Below are 18,539 nucleotides of genomic sequence, written 5' to 3'. Positions count from 1 at the left end.
GCCATTGCGATAACTACCAATCCAAGTGGGCAAAACTCCACCACCACGAATTCAAACACCAGCTCGCCTACAGGTAATGAGGTAAAAACTGTCATTGGCACCACCAGTGGAAATTTTACAACCACAGGAACCGACAGCCAAGGTAATCCTGTAGAAAACACAGGCAACCAAGCAACGACTCCCGGAACTGAGACTTCTCCCCTGACCACACCCACTGGCACGGTGACCACACCCACTGGCACGGTGACCACACCCACTGGCACGGTGACCACGCCCACTGGCACGGTGACCACGCCCACTGGCACGGTGACCACGCCCACTGGCACGGTGACCACGCCCACTGGCACGGTGACCACACCCACTGGCACGGTGACCACACCCACTGGCACGGTGACCACGCCAACTGGCACGGTGACCACGCCAACTGGCACGGTGACCACGCCAACTGGCACGGTGACCACGCCAACTGGCACGGTGACCACGCCAACTGGCACGGTGACCACGCCAACTGGCACGGTGACCACGCCCCCAAGTAGGTAAACGCACTCTGCACAACATTCGTAAAATCACAGAATGAACATAGATGAATTCACTTAAAATTTTCCTGGTCTAAAAAAGAAAGTTTGCTTGTTGAAATGTGCTTTTAACTTATTTATGATGAAAACATTTTCTGCCAAAAATGGACTTTTCATGCTAAAAAAAGCCTTGCTATTGCCGCTTCTCTGCTACAGCTTCTCATCACCCTGTGTTGGTGCGGCCGCGGAATCACCGGCTTCGAAATCAGCGGCCGAGCCTCCCCCTTCAAGTTATATGCCGGTGGTGATTAAAGAAACGTTCGCAACCATCATGGAGCGAATGTCTTCACAAAAGGCAGCAATCAACCAACGCCAGCAAAACTTGCTCACTGAACGTTATGATTTGAGCAATAAACCCTCTACAGATGCCAAAATGTCTACAGGCAAACCCATCCAGGAAGGCGTGCGCGTAAAATTACCAGAGGGCGTAACTTGGGAAATGTTATCCAAGATGTCCCCCGAGGAGATCAAACAAAAAAATCTCTACCCCAAAGGTTTTTTACCATTACCGCATCCCAATCATCTTGAAGGTGGAATGGTTTTTCCGAAATTCGAAATTGATGAAATCCATAAGCAGGAAGGCCGTGAGTTAGCCCGCTTTGATTTAGATTTTGACTTACCGGATCATTTCCTGCCGGTTTTTCCTGCGCCAATTTTTTTGACCACACGTCCTGATCTGGGTGATGTTTCTCAGGGGAAATTAATTACTTTGGCGAATTTCTTTGAAACATTCAATGGCATTCTTAATCCAAAACAATTGGAGGGGCTGCGCTTATTGCTCACCCCCTTCCCTCAACAGCAGTTTAACCAAACGGATGATCGTCGTACTAAAGCTGCCAGTCGTGGTGTAGCTTGTTTCGATTGTCATGCCAATGGACATACGAATGGCGCAACCCATTTAGTGGGAGATATTCGTCCCCAGGAAATTCGCCACCGTATAGACACTCCAAGCTTAAGAGGTGTCAACATTCAACGGTTGTTTGGTTCTCAACGTGCTTTAAAAACAGTAGAAGATTTTACCGAGTTTGAACAACGGGCAGCTTATTTCGATGGCGATCCGGTCATTGCCACCAAAAAAGGGGTGAATGTCCTTGAGAGAGGCAGTCAGGTTCATTTCATGGCGGAATTCCAGGAGCTACTCGATTTTCCTCCGGCACCAAAATTGGCTATCGATGGTCGATTGGATCCTGCCAAAGCCACTCCTGCCGAATTGCGGGGAGAAGCACTGTTCTTCGGGAAAGCTAAATGCTCCACTTGTCATGTGCCTCCGTACTACACGGACAATAGCATGCATAATTTAAGAACCGAACGCTTCTTTAACCCGGTAATGGTTAATAACATGAAAGCGATTGGTGATGGGCCTATCAAGACCTTTCCTCTCCGGGGAATCAAAGATTCACCGCCCTATTTACATGATGGTCGTCTGCTAACCCTTGCGGATACGGTTGAGTTTTTTAACTTAATTTTACAAACACAACTGAGTCAACAAGAAAAAGAAGACCTGACTACCTTTTTGAAAGCACTTTAGTTTCAGAATTCCCCTGGCAGGCATAACACGATTGTGTCTGCCGTACTACCAGTTCAGAGAACAGACTCACACCAAAACAAATGTCCAATAATTAAATTAACTGCTTCTCTTAGATACTTTGGCAGCTTATACTCAGATTTCCTTGGCTGAGCTATAGCTGGTTTTATTTCAAAAGCTTGCGTTTTTTGTTGTTGGAATTTTTATGACAAAAGTAGTAATCATTGGCCCTGAGCGCTCAGGAAAAAAACAATTATGCAGGATCATTTCCGGCCAATCCTTTGATGAATCCGAAGCTCCATTGCTTATTCCTGAATATAGGTTTCTCAGTAAGCGTGATGGACAAATAAACATTTCTCATGAAAGGTTAAACTTGGATGATGATCAGCAAGATACTGCTCCTGCTTCACTGATCATATGGACGATTCCGGGAAATAAACGGTTCCGTGGCTTGTGGCCAATGTATTATCGAAATGCAGATATCCTTCTATATTGCGTAAACCTTAGCGAATCTTTTGATCAAAAAACATTGGAAAATACTGCTATGGCCTGCAAAGAGAGAAATCCAAATTGTTTATTTGTCCTGGTTGCCACGAAAACTGATCTTTACTCTCAAGAAGCCCAGGGAATGCTTCATGAAGTCAATTCTGAATGGATAGATTATAAATATCTCACTTCTTCAAAAATTCCTGATTCAAAACATTGCAAAGAGCTGACTCAATTCTTATTTCAGCGCTCACAAGCTGCATTTTACGATGACGAAGAGCAGACTAGAAAAAGAGCAATTTCCAAGAATTATCCTCCAAGGTATACCCACCTTTGGGTTCATGCCAGAATGCTCGACCAGGCGATAAGACAATCTGAGCCTTTGAAGGATTATTATTCGGCCTTAAATCTGCTAAAGGACTACGTCAAAATCAGCGATAATTGGCCCTGTTTTTTCTCAGAGGTTTACCTACTTATTACAGGACATTGGAATAGGCACCATACAAGTAGTGTAAAAAAAACTCTTATTGCAGTTGCTAAATCACCTGAGCAATCCGTGGAAATCATTATAGCTAAACTAACCGAAGCTCTACTCGAGTCGCAAGAGTCAATCAATCCCCAAGGAAGTTTGGCCAGACGGCTGCTGTTTATTCAGGAACAAACAGGCATAACTATTAATCTTGACGAGTTGAACGAACAAATTAAGCAGAGGCAATCTTTAAGCCAACCTCAAATTTGTTCAAATTAAATCATTCCGCAGGATCTGGGACAATACTGCGTGAATCCCAAATACAGAATGCTAATTGATGTTATCACTGTTGACTGCCGCAAAAAGCTCCTGATTCTCGCGATAATCAATAGGTACATTGATGAGCACTGGCATGGTTTGCTGCTGAGCTTCCTTAAGCACAGGAACAATGTCATTGGGGCTTGTCAAATTATAGCCCTTGGCACCAAAGGCTTGGGCAAAATGTATTAAATCAACTTCGCCAAAATTAACCCCACTGATGCGGTTGTATTTCATTTTTTCTTGCTCCAGCACCATATTATAAGTGCCATCTTGCCATACAAAATGAACAAAATGTAACTTCTCACGCACGGCTGTTTCAAGTTCTTGAGCTGAAAATAAAAAGCCCCCATCTCCTGAGATGGAGATTATTTTTTTACCGGGAAATGCCAATTTTGCTGCCATGGCCCACGGCAGTCCAACACCCAAAGTTTGTTGCCCATTGCTAAACATGAGCTGATGAGGTTGATAAGAAATAAAATAGCGAGCCATCCAAATATAAACCGTACCGATGTCACAAGTGATTAAAGTTTCATCATCAATGAATTGACGAAGTTCGTAAATAAAGCGCAGAGGATGGATAGGAAATTCCGTCTTGCCTTTTCCTTGGGCAATTTTATCCTTTAAGGCTTCATGATATTGTTGTACGTGCTTGACGTCTCCCGTCATTTTTATTTCGGCAAGTGCTTTCTTAAGCAACAAAATATTCTCAGCCACAGATCCTAAAATTTCATAGCGTGGTTGGTAACAGTAGTGAATTTCTGGCGAAACTGAATCCATATGCAAAATGAGCTTGTCAGCTTTCGCATTCCAAATTTCGGGATCGTATTCCACAGGGTTATAGCCTATGGTCAGAATCACATCGGCTTTTTCCAGTAATTTATCAGCAGGCTGATTGCAAAAGAGGCCCACTCGTCCAGCAAAACAAGGGAACAATTCTCTGGATATGACCCCAGCTCCTTGATAAGTGCTAATCGTAGCCAGTTTCGTTTGAGTCAAGAGCTCTCGAATGGCTTTTGCATTCTGTGGCTGACTAGCTTCCTCCCCTAAGAACAATACGGGAAGTTTAGCTTCTGCGATGACTTTCGCTACATTATTAATGGTCTTGTCACAAGCTAAGACTATTTCGGTCTCAGCCCTGGGTGAAATCACGAGGTCAGCAACTTCTTCATTCAAGACGTCTTGCGGAAAGCTAATGAAACAAGACCCTGCGCGTGGCATTACTGCTTGTTTAAATGCCATGGCTAGAATTTCAGCAATGTTCGTTGCACTCATGGCTTCGACGCTGTACTTAGTCACTGCTTCCATGAGCTTGGCATTATTAGCCGATTGATGTGAGGTTTTAAAACGCATTGCACGAGAAACATTCCCCCCAATGGCCACTACGGGATCCCCTTCTGTGGTTGCAGTTAAAAGTCCGGTAGCCAGATTGGCTACACCTGGGCCTGAGGTTACTAACACCACTCCTGGTTTTTGAGTCAAACGTCCGTAAGCTGCGGCCATAAAAGCAGCATTTTGTTCGTGCCTGCACAAAATCAATTTTATTTTAGAGTCTAACAGCGCATTAAAAATGCCGTCGACCTTGGCACCGGGAAGACCGAAGACGTACTCCACTCCATGGGCCTCCAGGCATTTCACCACCAGCTCAGCTCCCTTCACCTTGCTGTCTCCCGCAATTCCTCTAATAATCAAACTATAAACCAAAATTCAAATGATGGGTAATGCGTGTCAAACTGCATCACAAAGTGTTCATCCTCTAACATTTGGGTTTTAGTAAAAATTTAAGAAACTGCCCGGTATAGGAGTGTTCGCAGGTTATAAGATCCTCCGGTGTTCCAGTGGCGATGATTTCTCCGCCCTTACTGCCTCCCTCCGGACCAAGATCAATGATCCAGTCAGCGGTTTTGATGACATCAAGGTTATGCTCGATAATAATAATAGAATTGCCTTGATCTCTTAAACGAAACAGGACATGAAGCAATTGCTTGATATCATGAAAGTGCAAACCGGTTGTCGGCTCATCCAAAATATAAAGGGTATTACCTGTATCGCGTTTCGATAACTCACGAGCCAATTTGATTCTTTGTGCCTCTCCTCCAGAGAGAGTGGTGGCGCTTTGCCCCAGACGGATGTAGGATAAACCGACATCAATTAAGGTCTGGCATTTTCTAGCAACAATGGGAATAGCATCAAAGAAAGAACGTGCGTCCTCGATAGTCATATCAAGGACTTCACTGATGTTTTTACCCTTGTATTGAATCTCAAGGGTTTCTCGATTGTAACGTTTCCCTTTGCAAACGTCGCAAGCCACATAAATATCCGGTAGGAAATGCATTTCCACTTTAATTAAGCCATCACCTTGGCAAGCCTCGCAGCGTCCTCCACGAACATTGAAGCTGAAGCGGCCAGGCTGATAACCCCTCGCCCTTGCTTCAGGCGTTGATGCAAACAATTCGCGAATGGGCGTGAACAAACCCGTATAAGTGGCTGGATTGGAACGTGGGGTTCGCCCAATCGGGCTTTGATCAATGTCTATCACCTTATCACAAAATTCAAGACCTTCGATGCCCTCCACAGCTCCAGGGGTAAAAAGACTTGCGCGATTTAATTGATTGGCGGCAATAGGGTAAAGGGTGTCATTGATTAAACTGGACTTACCAGAACCAGAAACTCCAGTGATGCATGTCATTACACCCAAAGGGATGCGGACATTAACATTTTTAAGGTTGTTGCAGCGTACACCTTTTAAATGAAGGCTACGCTCTTCATCAATTGGTTTTCGCTGAGAAGGGATGGCTATGGATTGCGCACCAGATAAGTATTGGCCAGTTAAAGATTGCGGATTTTCCATAATTTCCTGAGGAGTGCCTTTGGCTACAATTTCACCTCCATGCACACCCGCTCGAGGACCAATATCCAATACGAAATCGGCCGCACGAATGGCATCCTCATCATGTTCAACGACAATAACCGTGTTGCCTAAATTGCGCAAATGCAACAGGGTTTTTAATAATCGATCATTATCGCGTTGATGCAGCCCAATCGAAGGTTCATCAAGAATGTACATGACGCCAACCAAGCCTGAGCCAATTTGGCTGGCAAGACGAATCCGCTGGGCTTCACCGCCGGATAAGGTTTCAGCACTTCTTGCCAGGGATAAATAATCAAGACCCACATTGACCAGAAAACCTAAACGTTCAACAATTTCCTTATTAATTTTGGCCGCAATCTCGCCACGATAGCCACTTAATTCCAATCGTTTAAAAAATTCATAACTGTGCTCAATGGAATACGCGGTAATTTCAGGCAAATTTTTATCAGCCACGAACACATGCCGCGCTTCCTCCCGCAATCTGGTACCTTGGCAAGCCTGGCAAGGACGAGATGACAAGTACTTCGCAAGCTCTTCTCGAACCATTGAAGAATCCGACTCCCGATACCGCCGTTCCATGTTGGGAATAACCCCTTCAAAGCTATGCCGCTTTGAAACATAACCCTCTTGCGGACGATGATATTGAAATTCTATGACCTCTTGCCCGCTGCCGTAGAGAATGACATCACGAATAGTTTCTGGCAAATCACAAAATGCTTCTTCAAGATCAAACTGGTAATGGCGGGCGAGCGATTCCAGCATGGGGAAATAATACGTGGTTTTTCGATCCCAGCCACGGATAGCTCCATTAGCAAGGCTTGCAGCCGGATCGTGAACAACCCGCTCAGGATCAAAAAATTGATTGACGCCCAACCCATCGCAAGAGGGACAAGCGCCCATAGGATTATTAAAAGAGAACAACCTAGGCTCTAATTCACTCAGGCTGTAACCACACTCCGGGCAAGCGAATTTAGAGGAGAAGACCTGTTCTGCAAACTCATTTTCAACTGAAGAGACAATGGCCAAACCCTCGGCCAAATTCAATGCATTTTCAAAAGATTCACTTAATCGCTGTGCCAAATCGTCTCTTACACGAAAGCGGTCTACAACGACTTCAATGCTGTGTTTTTGTCGTAAATTTAATTTCGGAGGTTCATCAAGCTCATAGATTTCACCATCAATTCGAGCGCGCACATAACCTTGTGAGGACAATTGCTGCAGGAGTTGTACATGCTCGCCTTTACGCTCACGGACTACAGGCGCAAGAATCATGGCTTTGCTACCCTCAGGCAGTGCCAGCACTTGATCAACCATTTGACTAATGGTTTGCGCATGGAGACTGGTTCCATGTGTAGGACAACGCGGCTCGCCTACACGAGCAAACAGTAGACGTAAGTAATCATAGATCTCCGTAATCGTGCCGACTGTCGATCGTGGATTATGTGACGTGGCTTTCTGTTCGATGGAAATGGCCGGTGACAAACCCTCAATAGAATCTACCTCAGGTTTCTCCATCATGGATAAAAACTGGCGCGCATAAGCAGAAAGCGATTCTACATAGCGGCGTTGGCCTTCTGCATAAAGGGTATCAAATGCCAGAGAAGATTTTCCAGATCCTGACAAACCGGTGATTACCGTTAGGCAGTTGCGAGGGATCTCCACATCGATATTTTTCAAATTGTGAGTTTTCGCACCGCGAATACTAATATAGTCCATGGCCATTTTGGTTAAAAAAAATCCAATTATAACTTTGTGCTTTGGAATGCACAAATGGTTAATAGAAATACTGGCGATTTTAGCCCATTTGGAGCGATTTAAGTGGAAATTTTGAAATAATTTCCAGTCTCCTGAATTTCTAAAGAAAGTTGAAGATTTAATTGGTCGATGGAACGCGCAAAATGAACCTTAAGCAGCTCAATGACTTCTTCAGCTATCTTTTGCAACAGCCCTGGGCTTCGCCCAGGCAATAGTCTGATTTGCAAATGCGCAAAGGCATGGTCCGCTTGACCATCCGCTATGAAGTATTGTTGATGACAAATGGCTCTGCTTTTGCAATTTTGTAATTTGGTCGGCAAGCCTTCTGACAATAGGTCGTGACATTTTCTGAAAAAATCAGCCAATGGAAATTCTTCAATTACATTAGAGCTATACTCCAGAGTGAGCTGCGGCATAAACACTCTCCTTAACCCAGTATGTAAACTTTTAAGATTATGTAAAATTCGCCTAATTCTCTTGGTGGAGAAATTTAAAATGTTATACTTCTTTACCAGAAATTTTTTAAGTGATTAGGCATGCGAGCAATAGTTCATTATTTTGCAACATTTTTACTTATTTTAGTCGTTTCTGGCGCACATGCTGACAAAAAACTGAAAGATTTTGAGCAGGAAATTAGCGATTCAGTTATTACCACTAAAATCACTGCAAAATTCACCAAAAATCGTAATTTAAATCCCTTAAAAATTTATGTATCCACGAAAGACGGTGTAGTCAGTCTTCGAGGCCATGTGAATGATCGCCAAGCCTTTGTTGATGCTTTAAAATTGGCAGTAACCACTAAGGGAGTTAAGGAAGTAGATACGGAAGAACTTGTGATTCAACAAGTGAATACAGCCTTTACCGATGCCTATTTGACTGCGCGAGTTGAAACGGCAATCCTAAAAGCCAAAGTATTTGATGATGAAAGCATCCCTTTGGTCGGCATCAACGCCAAAACCAATAATGGCACCGTCACTTTATCTGGAAGTCTTAAGCAGGAAAAAGCAGTGGGAGCTATCATCAAACGTGTGAGTGCAATTCCTGGTGTTAAGAAAATTATTTCAAGATTGCAAGTCAACAAGGACGCTTAATGAAAGCCCTAACCCGCTTTAGGTTATTTCTTCGCTATTTCGGACACTTTAAAGTACCTTTGATTGGCCATTTACAGCCAAAGCTTATCCATATTGATGATGAGGAAGTGATTGTTAAGTTGCCTTTGACTCGGCGCAGTAAAAACCATCTTAATTCCATGTACTTTGGTGCGCTTGCAGTTGGGGCTGATTTGGCCGGCGGCCTACACGGCTTTTATCATAGTGAGCAAAGCAAGATTAAAAGCTCGATAGTATTTAAGTCATTCCACGCCAATTTTCTGCGTCGTCCTGAGACGGATGTTTACTTTGTTTGTAAACAAGGTCAGGAAGTTAAAACCATGATAGAAGAGTCTAAAAGAACCAAAGAGCGCATCAATAAGCCCATAGAGATTCAAGCTTTCATCCATTACCCTGATGCCCCTGAAGAAGTAGCTCAATTCACTCTTGAACTGTCTATTAAAGTTGTCTAAACAAGGAATAATATGCGTTCTGTCGCCGTCTTTTTATCTTGCCAAGAAATTAAAAACCCTGTTTATCTTAGCGCGGCCGAAGAGCTGGGACGTTGCATGGCCGCTAAAAACATTCAGCTCATCTATGGCGGCTCAAGCCTTGGCCTAATGGGTAATCTTGCCCGCGCTTTACTTGAAAAAAATGGCAAGGTCATTGGCATTTTAACCCACCATCTTAGAGAAAAAGAATTGGAGCAAGACGGCCTGAGCCAATTAATTTTTGTCGATGACATTGCTCAACGCCTGAGGTGTATGCGTGAGCTGGCTGATGCCTTTATCGCATTTCCTGGCGGGCTTGGCACCATGGAAGAATTATTTAATGCCTGGAATGAAATACGTTTGGGCCTGTGCAATAAGAAACTTGGATTATTAAATATCAACGGCTACTACACTCCTTTTCTCGAATTTATTGCCCATATGCATGAGCATGGCTTTGTCAGTTTGGAAAATAAAGAAAAACTCATTGTTGCACAACAGGTAGAGACGCTATTAGACCTTATTTTTTAATCTTATGCATGAGCCATGCGGGTTGAAGTTGATGCTAATCATAGGATTCTTTTCTCTTTTTAACTAGAATAACAAATTCAGCAACCCATACATCAAAAAATGAGAATAGGTTATTGGCAAAGTGCGGTTTTTTTAATCACCTTATTTATCTACTGTGGGTTGTTCTATTTTATTTTGTCCTTCCAACAGGGAATTGATTTTGCCGCCTTTTATTCTTCTGCTCAAATGCTGACAATGGGAAATAATGGCTATCAGGTTCTTTTAGCCACCTATCTGCCTGTTGCGAAAAAAATAGCTGCCAACTTAAATCCTCCCTTTTTTTTAATGCTGTTTAATCCATTGGTGAAGTATCAATATGGGACAGCTTTGCTTATTTGGTGGCTGATATCATTAATCACCAGTTTTATCGGAGCAGGACTTGCTTTTCATCACATATTTCCCCGCTTTTTTCTTAAAAAAAATTGGCTCAATCTTTATCTGATTTTCTTTGTCTTTTTTGGCACTTTAATGAATATGACCATCGCCCAATTCGGTGGGGTTTTGTTATTCTTTGTCATGCTTGGCTACCATTTTTATTGTAAAAATCGGGATTGTGCTGCTGGTATTACCTGGGGAATTATTATTTCCCTTAAGCTTTTCCCTGCTCTTTTATTTATTTTTGCCTTGTTGCAAAAACGATATAAAGTTTTTTGGAGCATGTTTTTTGCTACCCTCCTGCTCTCCGTGACCCCAGCATTCATATACGGGCCAGAGGTATATAAAGATTACCTATCTATGTTTCAATACGTCACCTGGTATGGAGACAGCTGGAACGCTTCCCTATGCGGCTTTTTGTTTCGTATTTTGATTGACGCCCGGGATAAAACCCAAAGCCTGATATGGATTAAACTGGTCTATCTGATTTTATTTGCCATTGGTTTGTTATTTTATTTAAACAAAGCCAAACAAGTCTGGATGGACTCGCAGTACTGTTTTGCATTCACCATTGTCATGATGCTGTTTCTAAGCCCTTTTGGCTGGTTATACTATTTTCCTGTGTTGGTTTTTCCATTAGCATTGAGCTGGTTTGCTGTTTTTGGCCAAGAAGGCCATGCGCCTGCCAAATTTCTATGGTTTGTTAGCTTTTTCCTGCTGAATTTCCCCATGGATTATTGTTGGTCAACTCGCATGCTTACTTTAGAAAGCCGTTTAGGAATTCATTCTCTTTATTTCTACGGCTTGGGGCTACTCATTTTTTTAATGAGTAATTCAAAAATAAAGCCGAGATTTTTTGATTCTGATCATTATGGCTGGTCTTATTTACCAGTGCTTTATTGCATTCTCGGCTTTGGCTTTTTTATTCCCTTTATAGGTTTCGTGGGTCGAATTTTTCACGTCAATTGGTCTAATTTAATTTCTTGAAAATTAATAATATTTCACAAATTCTTCCACATTTGTGCATTGACAAATCACTGTTCAAAGTCTAACGTTAACCATGATATATAAAGAATAGTATTTGATCTTCCAGGACTATGATCGAGCTTAAAATACACACTCAACCTGACGATGAAACCTGCGGACCAACCAGCCTGCATGCTATTTATCGTCACTATGGCTTAAATCTCGATCTTTCCGAGGTGGTAAAAAGTGTTGAGCGTTCCCTTTCTGGCGGAACTCTTGCTCCAATGCTTGGTAAGCATGCCTTACTTCATGATTTTCAAGTGACACTTTATATTAATAACCTAAATATTTTTGATCCCACCTGGTTTGATCACGAACAAGGTGAAGCCTGTCAAGAACTCTTGAAAATCAAATTAAACGCCCAAATGAAGCACAAGAAAACCAAAGCCATTTTGCAGGCCAGTAAAGCTTATTTGGACTTTCTGGAGCTGGGTGGAAAGGTAAGGTTCAGAACCTTGAGTGTGCAATTATTAAAAGATTATTTTTTGAAAAACATACCGATTCTGACCGGCCTAAGTGCCACTTATCTTTACCGTAGCTCTCGAGAGCGCTATGTTAATAGTGAAGCGATTTATGATGATATCCGCGGTTTACCTTGCGGGCATTTTGTGGTGTTATGCGGTTATGATGAGAAAAAAAGATTGGTTGTTGTTGCCGACCCGCATCGGGAAAATCCAATCTCTCAAGACAACTATTATAAGGTCAGTAGTAACCGTTTAATCAATGCCATCATGGTCGGAGTTCTAACCTATGATGCAAACCTAATAATAATTCAACCAAAAGAGCGCTGAATGGAAACTTTAATTGTAACGGATGATCCTTCTGGCTGGGAGTTTTTAAGTCCTCTAGCACGAATTGTTCAAGCTTCAGATTATTTATCCGATGAAAGTTACTACCAATGCAAACCCATCCGAGTCATCAATCTTTGCCAATCATACAACCACCAAACCATCGGTTATTACGTATCTTTGCTCGCGCATGCTCGTGATCACAAAGCAATCCCTTCTGTTCACAGCATTCAAGATGCCCTAAGCGCAGAATTATCTAAATACATTTCCCAGGATGTCGATGAAGAAATCCAGCATAGTCTCCATGACATTAAAGGCGACGACTTTGTTTTAAGCTTGTATTTTGGGCAAAATATGGCCAAATGCCATGCCAATCTAGCTAAAAAACTACATGGCCTTTTCCCTCTACCTTTAATGCGGTTCAGCCTTGAGAAAAAAAAGCAATGGCGAATTAAAGCCTTGCAGGTTTTGTCTCTGTCCGATGTGCCAGAACATCATCTCGCATTTATGCAACAATCTGCAGAAGCCTACCTTTCTAAAAAGCGCTTTCATCAATGGCGAAAAAAGCAACGCTTCCATGACTTGGCCATCCTGATTGACCCTTCAGAGGCCAATGCGCCATCAAACAAGAAAGCTTTGGATATTTTTGCCACAACGGGCGAAGCCATGGGTCTGAACGTAGATTTTATTGAAAAAAGCGACAGCAAATCTTTAGCAGAATACGATGCCTTGTTCATTAGGGCTACTACATCTGTTAACCATTATACCTACCGTATGGCAAGAAGAGCCGCCCAGGAAAACCTGGTTGTGATTGATGATCCGCAATCCATTATTAAATGCAGCAATAAAGTTTACTTGGCCGAGTTGATGCGCAGCCATCAAATTTTAACGCCCGAAACCATTTTCATCAGTAAATTCGATAAAAAAATACCTGATATTGAATTCCCTTGCGTTTTAAAAAGGCCAGACAGCGCCTTTTCACATGGGGTCATCAAATTGGATGATGCCAAGTCGTTACAGAAATCATTAACACAGTTCTTTAAAATTTCCGATTTAGTATTGATTCAACCTTTTATTCCTACAGAGTATGATTGGCGCATTGGAATTTTAGATAATAAACCCATTTTTGCTTGTCGTTATTACATGGCCGATAATCATTGGCAAATATACAACTGGGATGCAATAAAAGACAAAAGAGAGGGCGCTGCAGAAACAGTTCCTCTTCATGAGGTGCCTGAAGCCATTATTAAAACCGCTTTAAAATGTACCCGCCTCATTGGTGATGGGCTTTATGGCGTGGATATTAAAAGCCAGGGCGACAAGCATTATGTGATTGAAGTCAATGACAATCCTAATATTGATTTTGGCATTGAAGACAAAATTCTTGGGGAATCCCTGTATCAGCACATCATGAGTGTTTTCTTACAACGAATTCGCAGGAAACATGGTTATGTCTAACTACCCTATTTTTTCCGTTCTTGGTATTGAAATTGAGTACATGCTGGTTGATCGAGAGCATTTGAATGTCCAGCCTTTAAGCGATGTAATTTTAAAAGCTTTGGCAGGTGAACTCACCAATGAAGTTGCTTTAGGTGACATAGCCGTAAGTAATGAACTGGTCATGCATGTACTCGAATTAAAAAATAATGGTCCAAAACCCCCGACTGCTGCCATTGCCTCTCAGTTCCAGAAAGCAATTAGGGATTTACAGCCTCTTCTTTCAGAGCACAATTTGCAATTAATGCCCACTGGTGCTCACCCCTGGATGGATCCGGTGCAAGAAACAAAGCGTTGGCCGCATGGAAATCGCGATATTTATTTGCAATACGACAAAATTTTCAACTGCCAGGGGCACGGCTGGGCTAATCTGCAAAGCATGCACGTTAATCTACCCTTTGCCAATGATGAAGAATTTTGTCGGCTGCATAATTCCATTCGTTTGCTTTTGCCTCTATTGCCAGCTTTGGCAGCGAGCACACCCTTCTTAGACGGTAAAAAAACCGGTTTAAAGGATTCTCGCCTCTATTTTTACGATAAAAACCAACAAAAAATCCCGGCCATCAGTGGCAACATCATTCCAGAATTCATTCGCAGTGAAAAAGAGTACCAGGAAACCATTTTAGCGCCCATGTATGAAGCCATTAAGCCTCATGATCCCCAAGGGATTTTGCAGTATGAATGGCTGAATTCAAGGGCAGCAATTCCTAAGTTTGATTATAAAGCCATTGAGATACGCATCATTGATTCACAAGAATGCGTGAATGCAGATATTGCCATTGCACTGGCTATACAAGCCATTTTAAAGGACTGGCAAAACTCAGCCTATTATTTAGACAAACCTTGTGATGGCGCGCGTTTACGAGCCGTTTATGAGCAAACAGTAAGCGATGGCTTTAATACTCGCATTGAAGACAGTGAATTGAGTCGACAATGGCGCTTGCCTCTACGGGCGATGACCAGTCGTGAAATTTGGAGTTTGTTGCTCGAACGAGTCAGTTCAAACCTTGATCATCAAAGCCAGCAAACTTTGGAATTCATTCTAACTCATGGGAACTTAAGCGAACGCCTGTTGAAAGCTTGCGGTCCTGAGATTAATAAAACCATTCTTTCTCGAATTTACCGGCAATTGTGTCATTGCCTGGCTTTAAATCAATCCTTCAATCCTTTATGAAAAGACCTGTTCTTGTTTTGAGCTGCGAACATGCTGTTAACAGCATTCCTGAACAATACGCCCCCTATTTCTACGGCTATGAGAAATTATTGCTAAGCCATAGAGCAATCGATTTTGGTGCTTTGGACATTGCAAAATATTTAAGTGAACAGTTTAATGCCATTCTGATTCAGGCTAAAAGCACAAGGCTTCTTATTGATTGCAATCGAAGTTTGAAAAATTCCTCCTGTTTTTCTGAAATTACAAGGTCTTTGCCAAACGAGATCAAACAAGAAATCATCGCGGAATTTTACCTCCCGTTCCGTAAACGAGTGGAAGACACAGTCACTCACTACCTTGCTTCGGGAAGGCAAGTCTTGCATTGTTCTGTGCACAGCTTCACGCCCATTTTCAATGGCTTGGTGCGCAACGCGGATTTGGCTTTTCTGTATGATCCCGGACGCAGTAATGAGCGTTTGTTGGCTAAAGGCTGGCAAAGCAATATAAAGTACAAAGCACCTGAACTTAAAGTGCGGCTTAACTATCCTTACCGAGGGATTAGCGACGGTTTTACGACTCATCTGCGCAAGCAATTTTCTAATGAACAATACCTGGGAATTGAGATTGAAAGCAATCAGGCTATGACTGGCATGGATGAATCTTTAGCTTATCTTTGTAAGATCCTGGCTGAAACCTTGCAAATTTAAACAACGACTTTGGCTGTGAAATTATCAAAAATTTCATCTACCATTTTCTTAAAATTCCCGATTTTTGCACACACCAACAGTGCAATGAATTGCCTCCAATAGTGAGCGTTAGCGAAACAATTTTGCAAAAAAATAAACTATAATAACAGAGGAATTTTTAGGCTTTTGCAGGTTGTTATGTTAAGCGTTTCTAATCATAGTTTATTCAAAAAACAAGTCCCTCATTTCCCTAACATCCAATTCATCTGGATTGGCCCCCCGAAAACCACTGATCCTGCAAATCCCGACATGGATTTGGCGGGTCCATTGCAATTCTATGATTCCTTTAAAAAGCATCGGCTTGATCACAAAATCATGTTCTATTGTCTGGATGAATATTGTCAATCTTTTTCCACGTTGTTTCCTCCTGCTGTCGATATTGAAATTCGTGGATTGGAAAGCTGCTTTATGGCTAATGAGGATAAACTAAAGGATTACAAACTGACTGAAGCAGTCAGTATTTTCAACGAAAACAAGAGCGGTGATGTCCATGAGAAAGTTTCAGCAAAAAATTTGGCAAGCCTACTGGTCCTCTACCTGTATGGGGACTATTTCCTAGATACCACAATATTTCCCATGAAAGACGCAGCTAATTTTGGATTTTATTCCTACTTTCAAGCACCGTTGTTGAGCGAAGACCGGTTAAATATTTTATCTTGCGAGAATTTAGACGTTTTTGACCAATCAACCGCAATGGAAATGCCCTTTCCTGACCGTAGTTTCTACGTCAATCTGTTGCCTTTTGATGAGGAAGGCAGACTCGAGGCTTTTGAAAAAAAATGCCTCCAGAAATTAACAGGGCGTAGTGTTTCCCAATCGCTAAAAAAACAGCGAACTATGGATATCGACTGCTTTATATTGTTTAGTCCCCAGTATTCTTTGCAAGTTGCACAGGCCATTTCTTGCTTTGTTTATTTTTATCCTTTGGTAAGAAAGCAAAAAATGCGGTCGAAAGCCGAGCCCGAAAATAATGAGTTGCAGGAACGGTATCATAAAAGTGACGATGATTTAATGCTTTTATCAATAACGAACGGTTATTACTTGCACTCCAAAAGACGGCAAGAAAAATGGTACGCTGATTTGTATGATTGGGACGAGCATGACGATCCCTCCAGGTTAGTAAATCCTTTAAACATTAAAAAAGTGTTTAAAGGCTCGCATGTGGCGCGGCTGCCTTATGGAACCGATGAAGAAGACGATGGCATTGTTTTTACTTATTAACCAGTCTACTGGGTTGGGATTTCCATGAGCTTTGGGGGCATTTGCTATCGCTTTTTCACCCCCATAGCAGACAAGATTGATCTCGTGATGTCCCGGATAATTTGTCTGATTACCTGCCTAAATAAAGTATTTTTACTGATTTGTTCTACGATGGATGGATCTTCAGCCTTGCTGTATTTTTGACCCTTAGATTTAATTGCAACTTGCTCAGCGACGGCAGTACGAGTAGCGAGAATTTCTTTCGCAGAGCTTCGCTCCTGACGATTTTCATATTTCGGAAAGAGGGAGGACATGGCAATGGCTTGTTGAAGTTCTTTCTCATTTAGAACGCCCATACGTGATTCTGGAGGTCTTATTAAACATTGAACTAAAGGGGTTGGTTGTCCTTTTCCATCCAGACTGCTTAACAGAGCCTCTCCCATTCCAAGGGTAGTTAATAATGCTTCCGTATCGTAATCCTCTGAAGGTGGAAAATTTTGGGCTATGAGTTTCATTGCTTTTCGATCTTTAGCAGTAAAGGCTCTTAAAGCATGCTGAATTTTAAGGCCTAACTGGCTTAAGACCGATTCAGGAACATCATCCGGCGTTTGGGTACAAAAAATGATAGAGATACCTTTTGAGCGAATAAGCTTGACGATGGTATCAAGCATACCCAGCAATGGTTTGCTGGCGTTTTTGAAAATCAGATGGGCCTCATCGATAAACAACACTAATTTAGGCTTAGGAGGATCTCCCAATTCAGGCATTAGACGATATATATCCGACAGCAACTTGAGCATAAACGTTGAGAATAATTTAGGCTTGTCTTGCATATCCATTAGCCGCAGGATGGAAATAATACCCATTCCTTCAGCATTAGTCTTAATTAAATCCAGTACTTGAAACGCCGGTTCGCCGAAAAACTGATTGGCCCCTTGTGCTTCCAATTCAACAATTTTGCGCACAATAGCACCAACTGATGTCGCCGCCATGCCGCCAAAGGCAGATTCAACCTCTTGTTTACCTGCATCGCTTTGCAAAAATTGCAGCAAGGATTTCATATCCGCCAAGTCTATTAAAGGCAGATTTTTACTTTTAGCATACTCAAAAACAATGGTAAGAACCCCGGCTTGAGTTTCATTCACGTCAAGCATGCGGGCAAATAGGATGGGGCCAAAATCTTCAATTTTAGCTCTGACAGGAACTCCTTCTTTAGAGCCGTTCAGCGTCAATATTTCCACGGGGAAAGCTTTCGGTTCAAAGCTTAAATTTAAGGATTGGCTACGCGCCTTTAAATCGTCAGTCTCATCCCCAGGCATTGCCAAGCCGGAAATATCACCTTTGATATCCATAACGAGGCTCGGTACCCCCGCTAATGACAACTGTTCAGCCAAAACCTGCATGGTTTTAGTTTTACCAGTTCCCGTGGCACCTGCAATCAAACCATGACGATTGAATGATTTTAAAACCAGATTCACAGGAGCATTGGGTAACAAGTGGGAGTTTAACAAAATACCCCCCAACTGTATGCTGGGCAAATTGGTTGCTTGGTAAGGTCTAATTAAATCTTCATTCATAAAATAACATCCCTGTTTGGAGGATAAAACT

At 42.3% G+C, this 18,539-nt stretch carries 16 protein-coding genes; 11 read left to right on the top strand and 5 right to left on the bottom strand.

Annotated elements, in window-relative coordinates:
* Positions 1-51: 51 nt before the first annotated feature.
* Positions 52-558, bottom strand: coding sequence for a hypothetical protein (locus EL203_RS14510; protein WP_197723122.1), 507 nt, complete (start codon positions 556-558; stop codon positions 52-54).
* 132 nt (positions 559-690) lie between these two features.
* Here EL203_RS14510 and EL203_RS01610 point away from each other — a divergent pair, with 132 nt between their 5' ends.
* Both EL203_RS01610 and EL203_RS01605 read left to right on the top strand, forming a co-directional pair.
* Positions 691-2,103: a hypothetical protein gene (locus EL203_RS01610; RefSeq protein WP_058471321.1), complete on the top strand. Its 1,413-nt coding sequence runs from the start codon at positions 691-693 to the stop codon at positions 2,101-2,103.
* Positions 2,104-2,305: 202 nt separating this feature from the next.
* A complete protein-coding gene (locus EL203_RS01605) occupies positions 2,306-3,334 on the top strand; it encodes a DUF5617 domain-containing protein (protein WP_058471322.1) in 1,029 nt (342 codons plus the stop codon).
* 51 nt (positions 3,335-3,385) lie between these two features.
* Here EL203_RS01605 and alsS read toward each other — a convergent pair whose 3' ends face one another.
* The 3 genes from alsS to EL203_RS01590 all read right to left on the bottom strand — a co-directional run bounded on the left by alsS (position 3,386) and on the right by EL203_RS01590 (position 8,416).
* Positions 3,386-5,032, bottom strand: coding sequence for an acetolactate synthase AlsS (gene alsS, locus EL203_RS01600; protein WP_221033344.1), 1,647 nt, complete (start codon positions 5,030-5,032; stop codon positions 3,386-3,388).
* Between the two features lie 97 nt (positions 5,033-5,129).
* Positions 5,130-7,961: an excinuclease ABC subunit UvrA gene (gene uvrA / locus EL203_RS01595; protein WP_058472225.1), complete on the bottom strand. Its 2,832-nt coding sequence runs from the start codon at positions 7,959-7,961 to the stop codon at positions 5,130-5,132.
* A gap of 98 nt (positions 7,962-8,059) precedes the next feature.
* Positions 8,060-8,416 (bottom strand): 5-carboxymethyl-2-hydroxymuconate Delta-isomerase, encoded by a 357-nt coding sequence (locus tag EL203_RS01590; RefSeq protein WP_058471323.1) that lies wholly within the window; start codon positions 8,414-8,416, stop codon positions 8,060-8,062.
* A gap of 120 nt (positions 8,417-8,536) precedes the next feature.
* On the opposite strand from EL203_RS01590, the gene EL203_RS01585 reads away from it, so the two are divergent.
* The 9 genes from EL203_RS01585 (at position 8,537) to EL203_RS01545 (ending at position 16,952) form a co-directional block, all read left to right on the top strand.
* Positions 8,537-9,091: a BON domain-containing protein gene (locus EL203_RS01585; RefSeq protein ID WP_058471324.1), complete on the top strand. Its 555-nt coding sequence runs from the start codon at positions 8,537-8,539 to the stop codon at positions 9,089-9,091.
* Complete coding sequence (locus EL203_RS01580) at positions 9,091-9,561, top strand: PaaI family thioesterase (protein ID WP_058471325.1); 471 nt, start codon at positions 9,091-9,093, stop codon at positions 9,559-9,561. Before EL203_RS01585 ends, EL203_RS01580 begins: the two co-directional genes overlap by 1 nt.
* Before the next feature lie 12 nt (positions 9,562-9,573).
* Positions 9,574-10,107, top strand: a complete 534-nt coding sequence (locus EL203_RS01575) for an LOG family protein (protein WP_058471326.1) — start codon at positions 9,574-9,576, stop codon at positions 10,105-10,107.
* A 99-nt stretch (positions 10,108-10,206) separates the two neighbouring features.
* Positions 10,207-11,508, top strand: coding sequence for a glycosyltransferase family 87 protein (locus tag EL203_RS01570; RefSeq protein ID WP_058471327.1), 1,302 nt, complete (start codon positions 10,207-10,209; stop codon positions 11,506-11,508).
* Positions 11,509-11,618: 110 nt separating this feature from the next.
* Positions 11,619-12,338 carry a hypothetical protein gene (locus tag EL203_RS01565; protein WP_058471328.1) on the top strand — a complete coding sequence of 240 codons (720 nt, stop codon included), beginning with the start codon at positions 11,619-11,621 and terminating at the stop codon, positions 12,336-12,338.
* Positions 12,339-13,793, top strand: a complete 1,455-nt coding sequence (locus tag EL203_RS01560; RefSeq protein ID WP_058471329.1) for a RimK family protein — start codon at positions 12,339-12,341, stop codon at positions 13,791-13,793.
* Complete coding sequence (locus EL203_RS01555) at positions 13,786-15,006, top strand: glutamate-cysteine ligase family protein (RefSeq protein WP_058471330.1); 1,221 nt, start codon at positions 13,786-13,788, stop codon at positions 15,004-15,006. The genes EL203_RS01560 and EL203_RS01555 overlap by 8 nt, the downstream gene beginning before the upstream one ends.
* On the top strand, positions 15,003-15,692 hold the full coding sequence (locus EL203_RS01550; RefSeq protein ID WP_058471331.1) for an N-formylglutamate amidohydrolase: 690 nt from the start codon (positions 15,003-15,005) through the stop codon (positions 15,690-15,692). The genes EL203_RS01555 and EL203_RS01550 overlap by 4 nt, the downstream gene beginning before the upstream one ends.
* A gap of 177 nt (positions 15,693-15,869) precedes the next feature.
* Positions 15,870-16,952 (top strand): hypothetical protein, encoded by a 1,083-nt coding sequence (locus EL203_RS01545; protein WP_058471332.1) that lies wholly within the window; start codon positions 15,870-15,872, stop codon positions 16,950-16,952.
* A gap of 44 nt (positions 16,953-16,996) precedes the next feature.
* Here EL203_RS01545 and EL203_RS01540 read toward each other — a convergent pair whose 3' ends face one another.
* A complete protein-coding gene (locus tag EL203_RS01540) occupies positions 16,997-18,508 on the bottom strand; it encodes a helicase HerA-like domain-containing protein (RefSeq protein WP_058471333.1) in 1,512 nt (503 codons plus the stop codon).
* Positions 18,509-18,539 lie beyond the last annotated feature (31 nt).

Source organism: Legionella jordanis (assembly GCF_900637635.1).
Taxonomy (GTDB): domain Bacteria; phylum Pseudomonadota; class Gammaproteobacteria; order Legionellales; family Legionellaceae; genus Tatlockia; species Tatlockia jordanis.
The sequence above is the reverse complement of the archived record's forward strand: the minus strand, read 5'-3'. Positions and strand labels throughout refer to the sequence as shown.

Excerpts from the sequence above, each read along its gene's own strand:
- EL203_RS14510 (WP_197723122.1), bottom strand. The coding sequence starts at position 558 with ATGTTGTGCAGAGTGCGTTTACCTACTTGGGGGCGTGGTCACCGTGCC.
- EL203_RS01610 (WP_058471321.1), top strand. The coding sequence starts at position 691 with ATGCTAAAAAAAGCCTTGCTATTGCCGCTTCTCTGCTACAGCTTCTCA.
- EL203_RS01605 (WP_058471322.1), top strand. The coding sequence starts at position 2,306 with ATGACAAAAGTAGTAATCATTGGCCCTGAGCGCTCAGGAAAAAAACAA.
- uvrA (WP_058472225.1), bottom strand. The coding sequence starts at position 7,961 with ATGGACTATATTAGTATTCGCGGTGCGAAAACTCACAATTTGAAAAAT.
- EL203_RS01590 (WP_058471323.1), bottom strand. The coding sequence starts at position 8,416 with ATGCCGCAGCTCACTCTGGAGTATAGCTCTAATGTAATTGAAGAATTT.
- EL203_RS01585 (WP_058471324.1), top strand. The coding sequence starts at position 8,537 with ATGCGAGCAATAGTTCATTATTTTGCAACATTTTTACTTATTTTAGTC.
- EL203_RS01580 (WP_058471325.1), top strand. The coding sequence starts at position 9,091 with ATGAAAGCCCTAACCCGCTTTAGGTTATTTCTTCGCTATTTCGGACAC.
- EL203_RS01575 (WP_058471326.1), top strand. The coding sequence starts at position 9,574 with ATGCGTTCTGTCGCCGTCTTTTTATCTTGCCAAGAAATTAAAAACCCT.
- EL203_RS01570 (WP_058471327.1), top strand. The coding sequence starts at position 10,207 with ATGAGAATAGGTTATTGGCAAAGTGCGGTTTTTTTAATCACCTTATTT.
- EL203_RS01565 (WP_058471328.1), top strand. The coding sequence starts at position 11,619 with ATGATCGAGCTTAAAATACACACTCAACCTGACGATGAAACCTGCGGA.
- EL203_RS01560 (WP_058471329.1), top strand. The coding sequence starts at position 12,339 with ATGGAAACTTTAATTGTAACGGATGATCCTTCTGGCTGGGAGTTTTTA.
- EL203_RS01555 (WP_058471330.1), top strand. The coding sequence starts at position 13,786 with ATGTCTAACTACCCTATTTTTTCCGTTCTTGGTATTGAAATTGAGTAC.
- EL203_RS01550 (WP_058471331.1), top strand. The coding sequence starts at position 15,003 with ATGAAAAGACCTGTTCTTGTTTTGAGCTGCGAACATGCTGTTAACAGC.
- EL203_RS01545 (WP_058471332.1), top strand. The coding sequence starts at position 15,870 with ATGTTAAGCGTTTCTAATCATAGTTTATTCAAAAAACAAGTCCCTCAT.
- EL203_RS01540 (WP_058471333.1), bottom strand. The coding sequence starts at position 18,508 with ATGAATGAAGATTTAATTAGACCTTACCAAGCAACCAATTTGCCCAGC.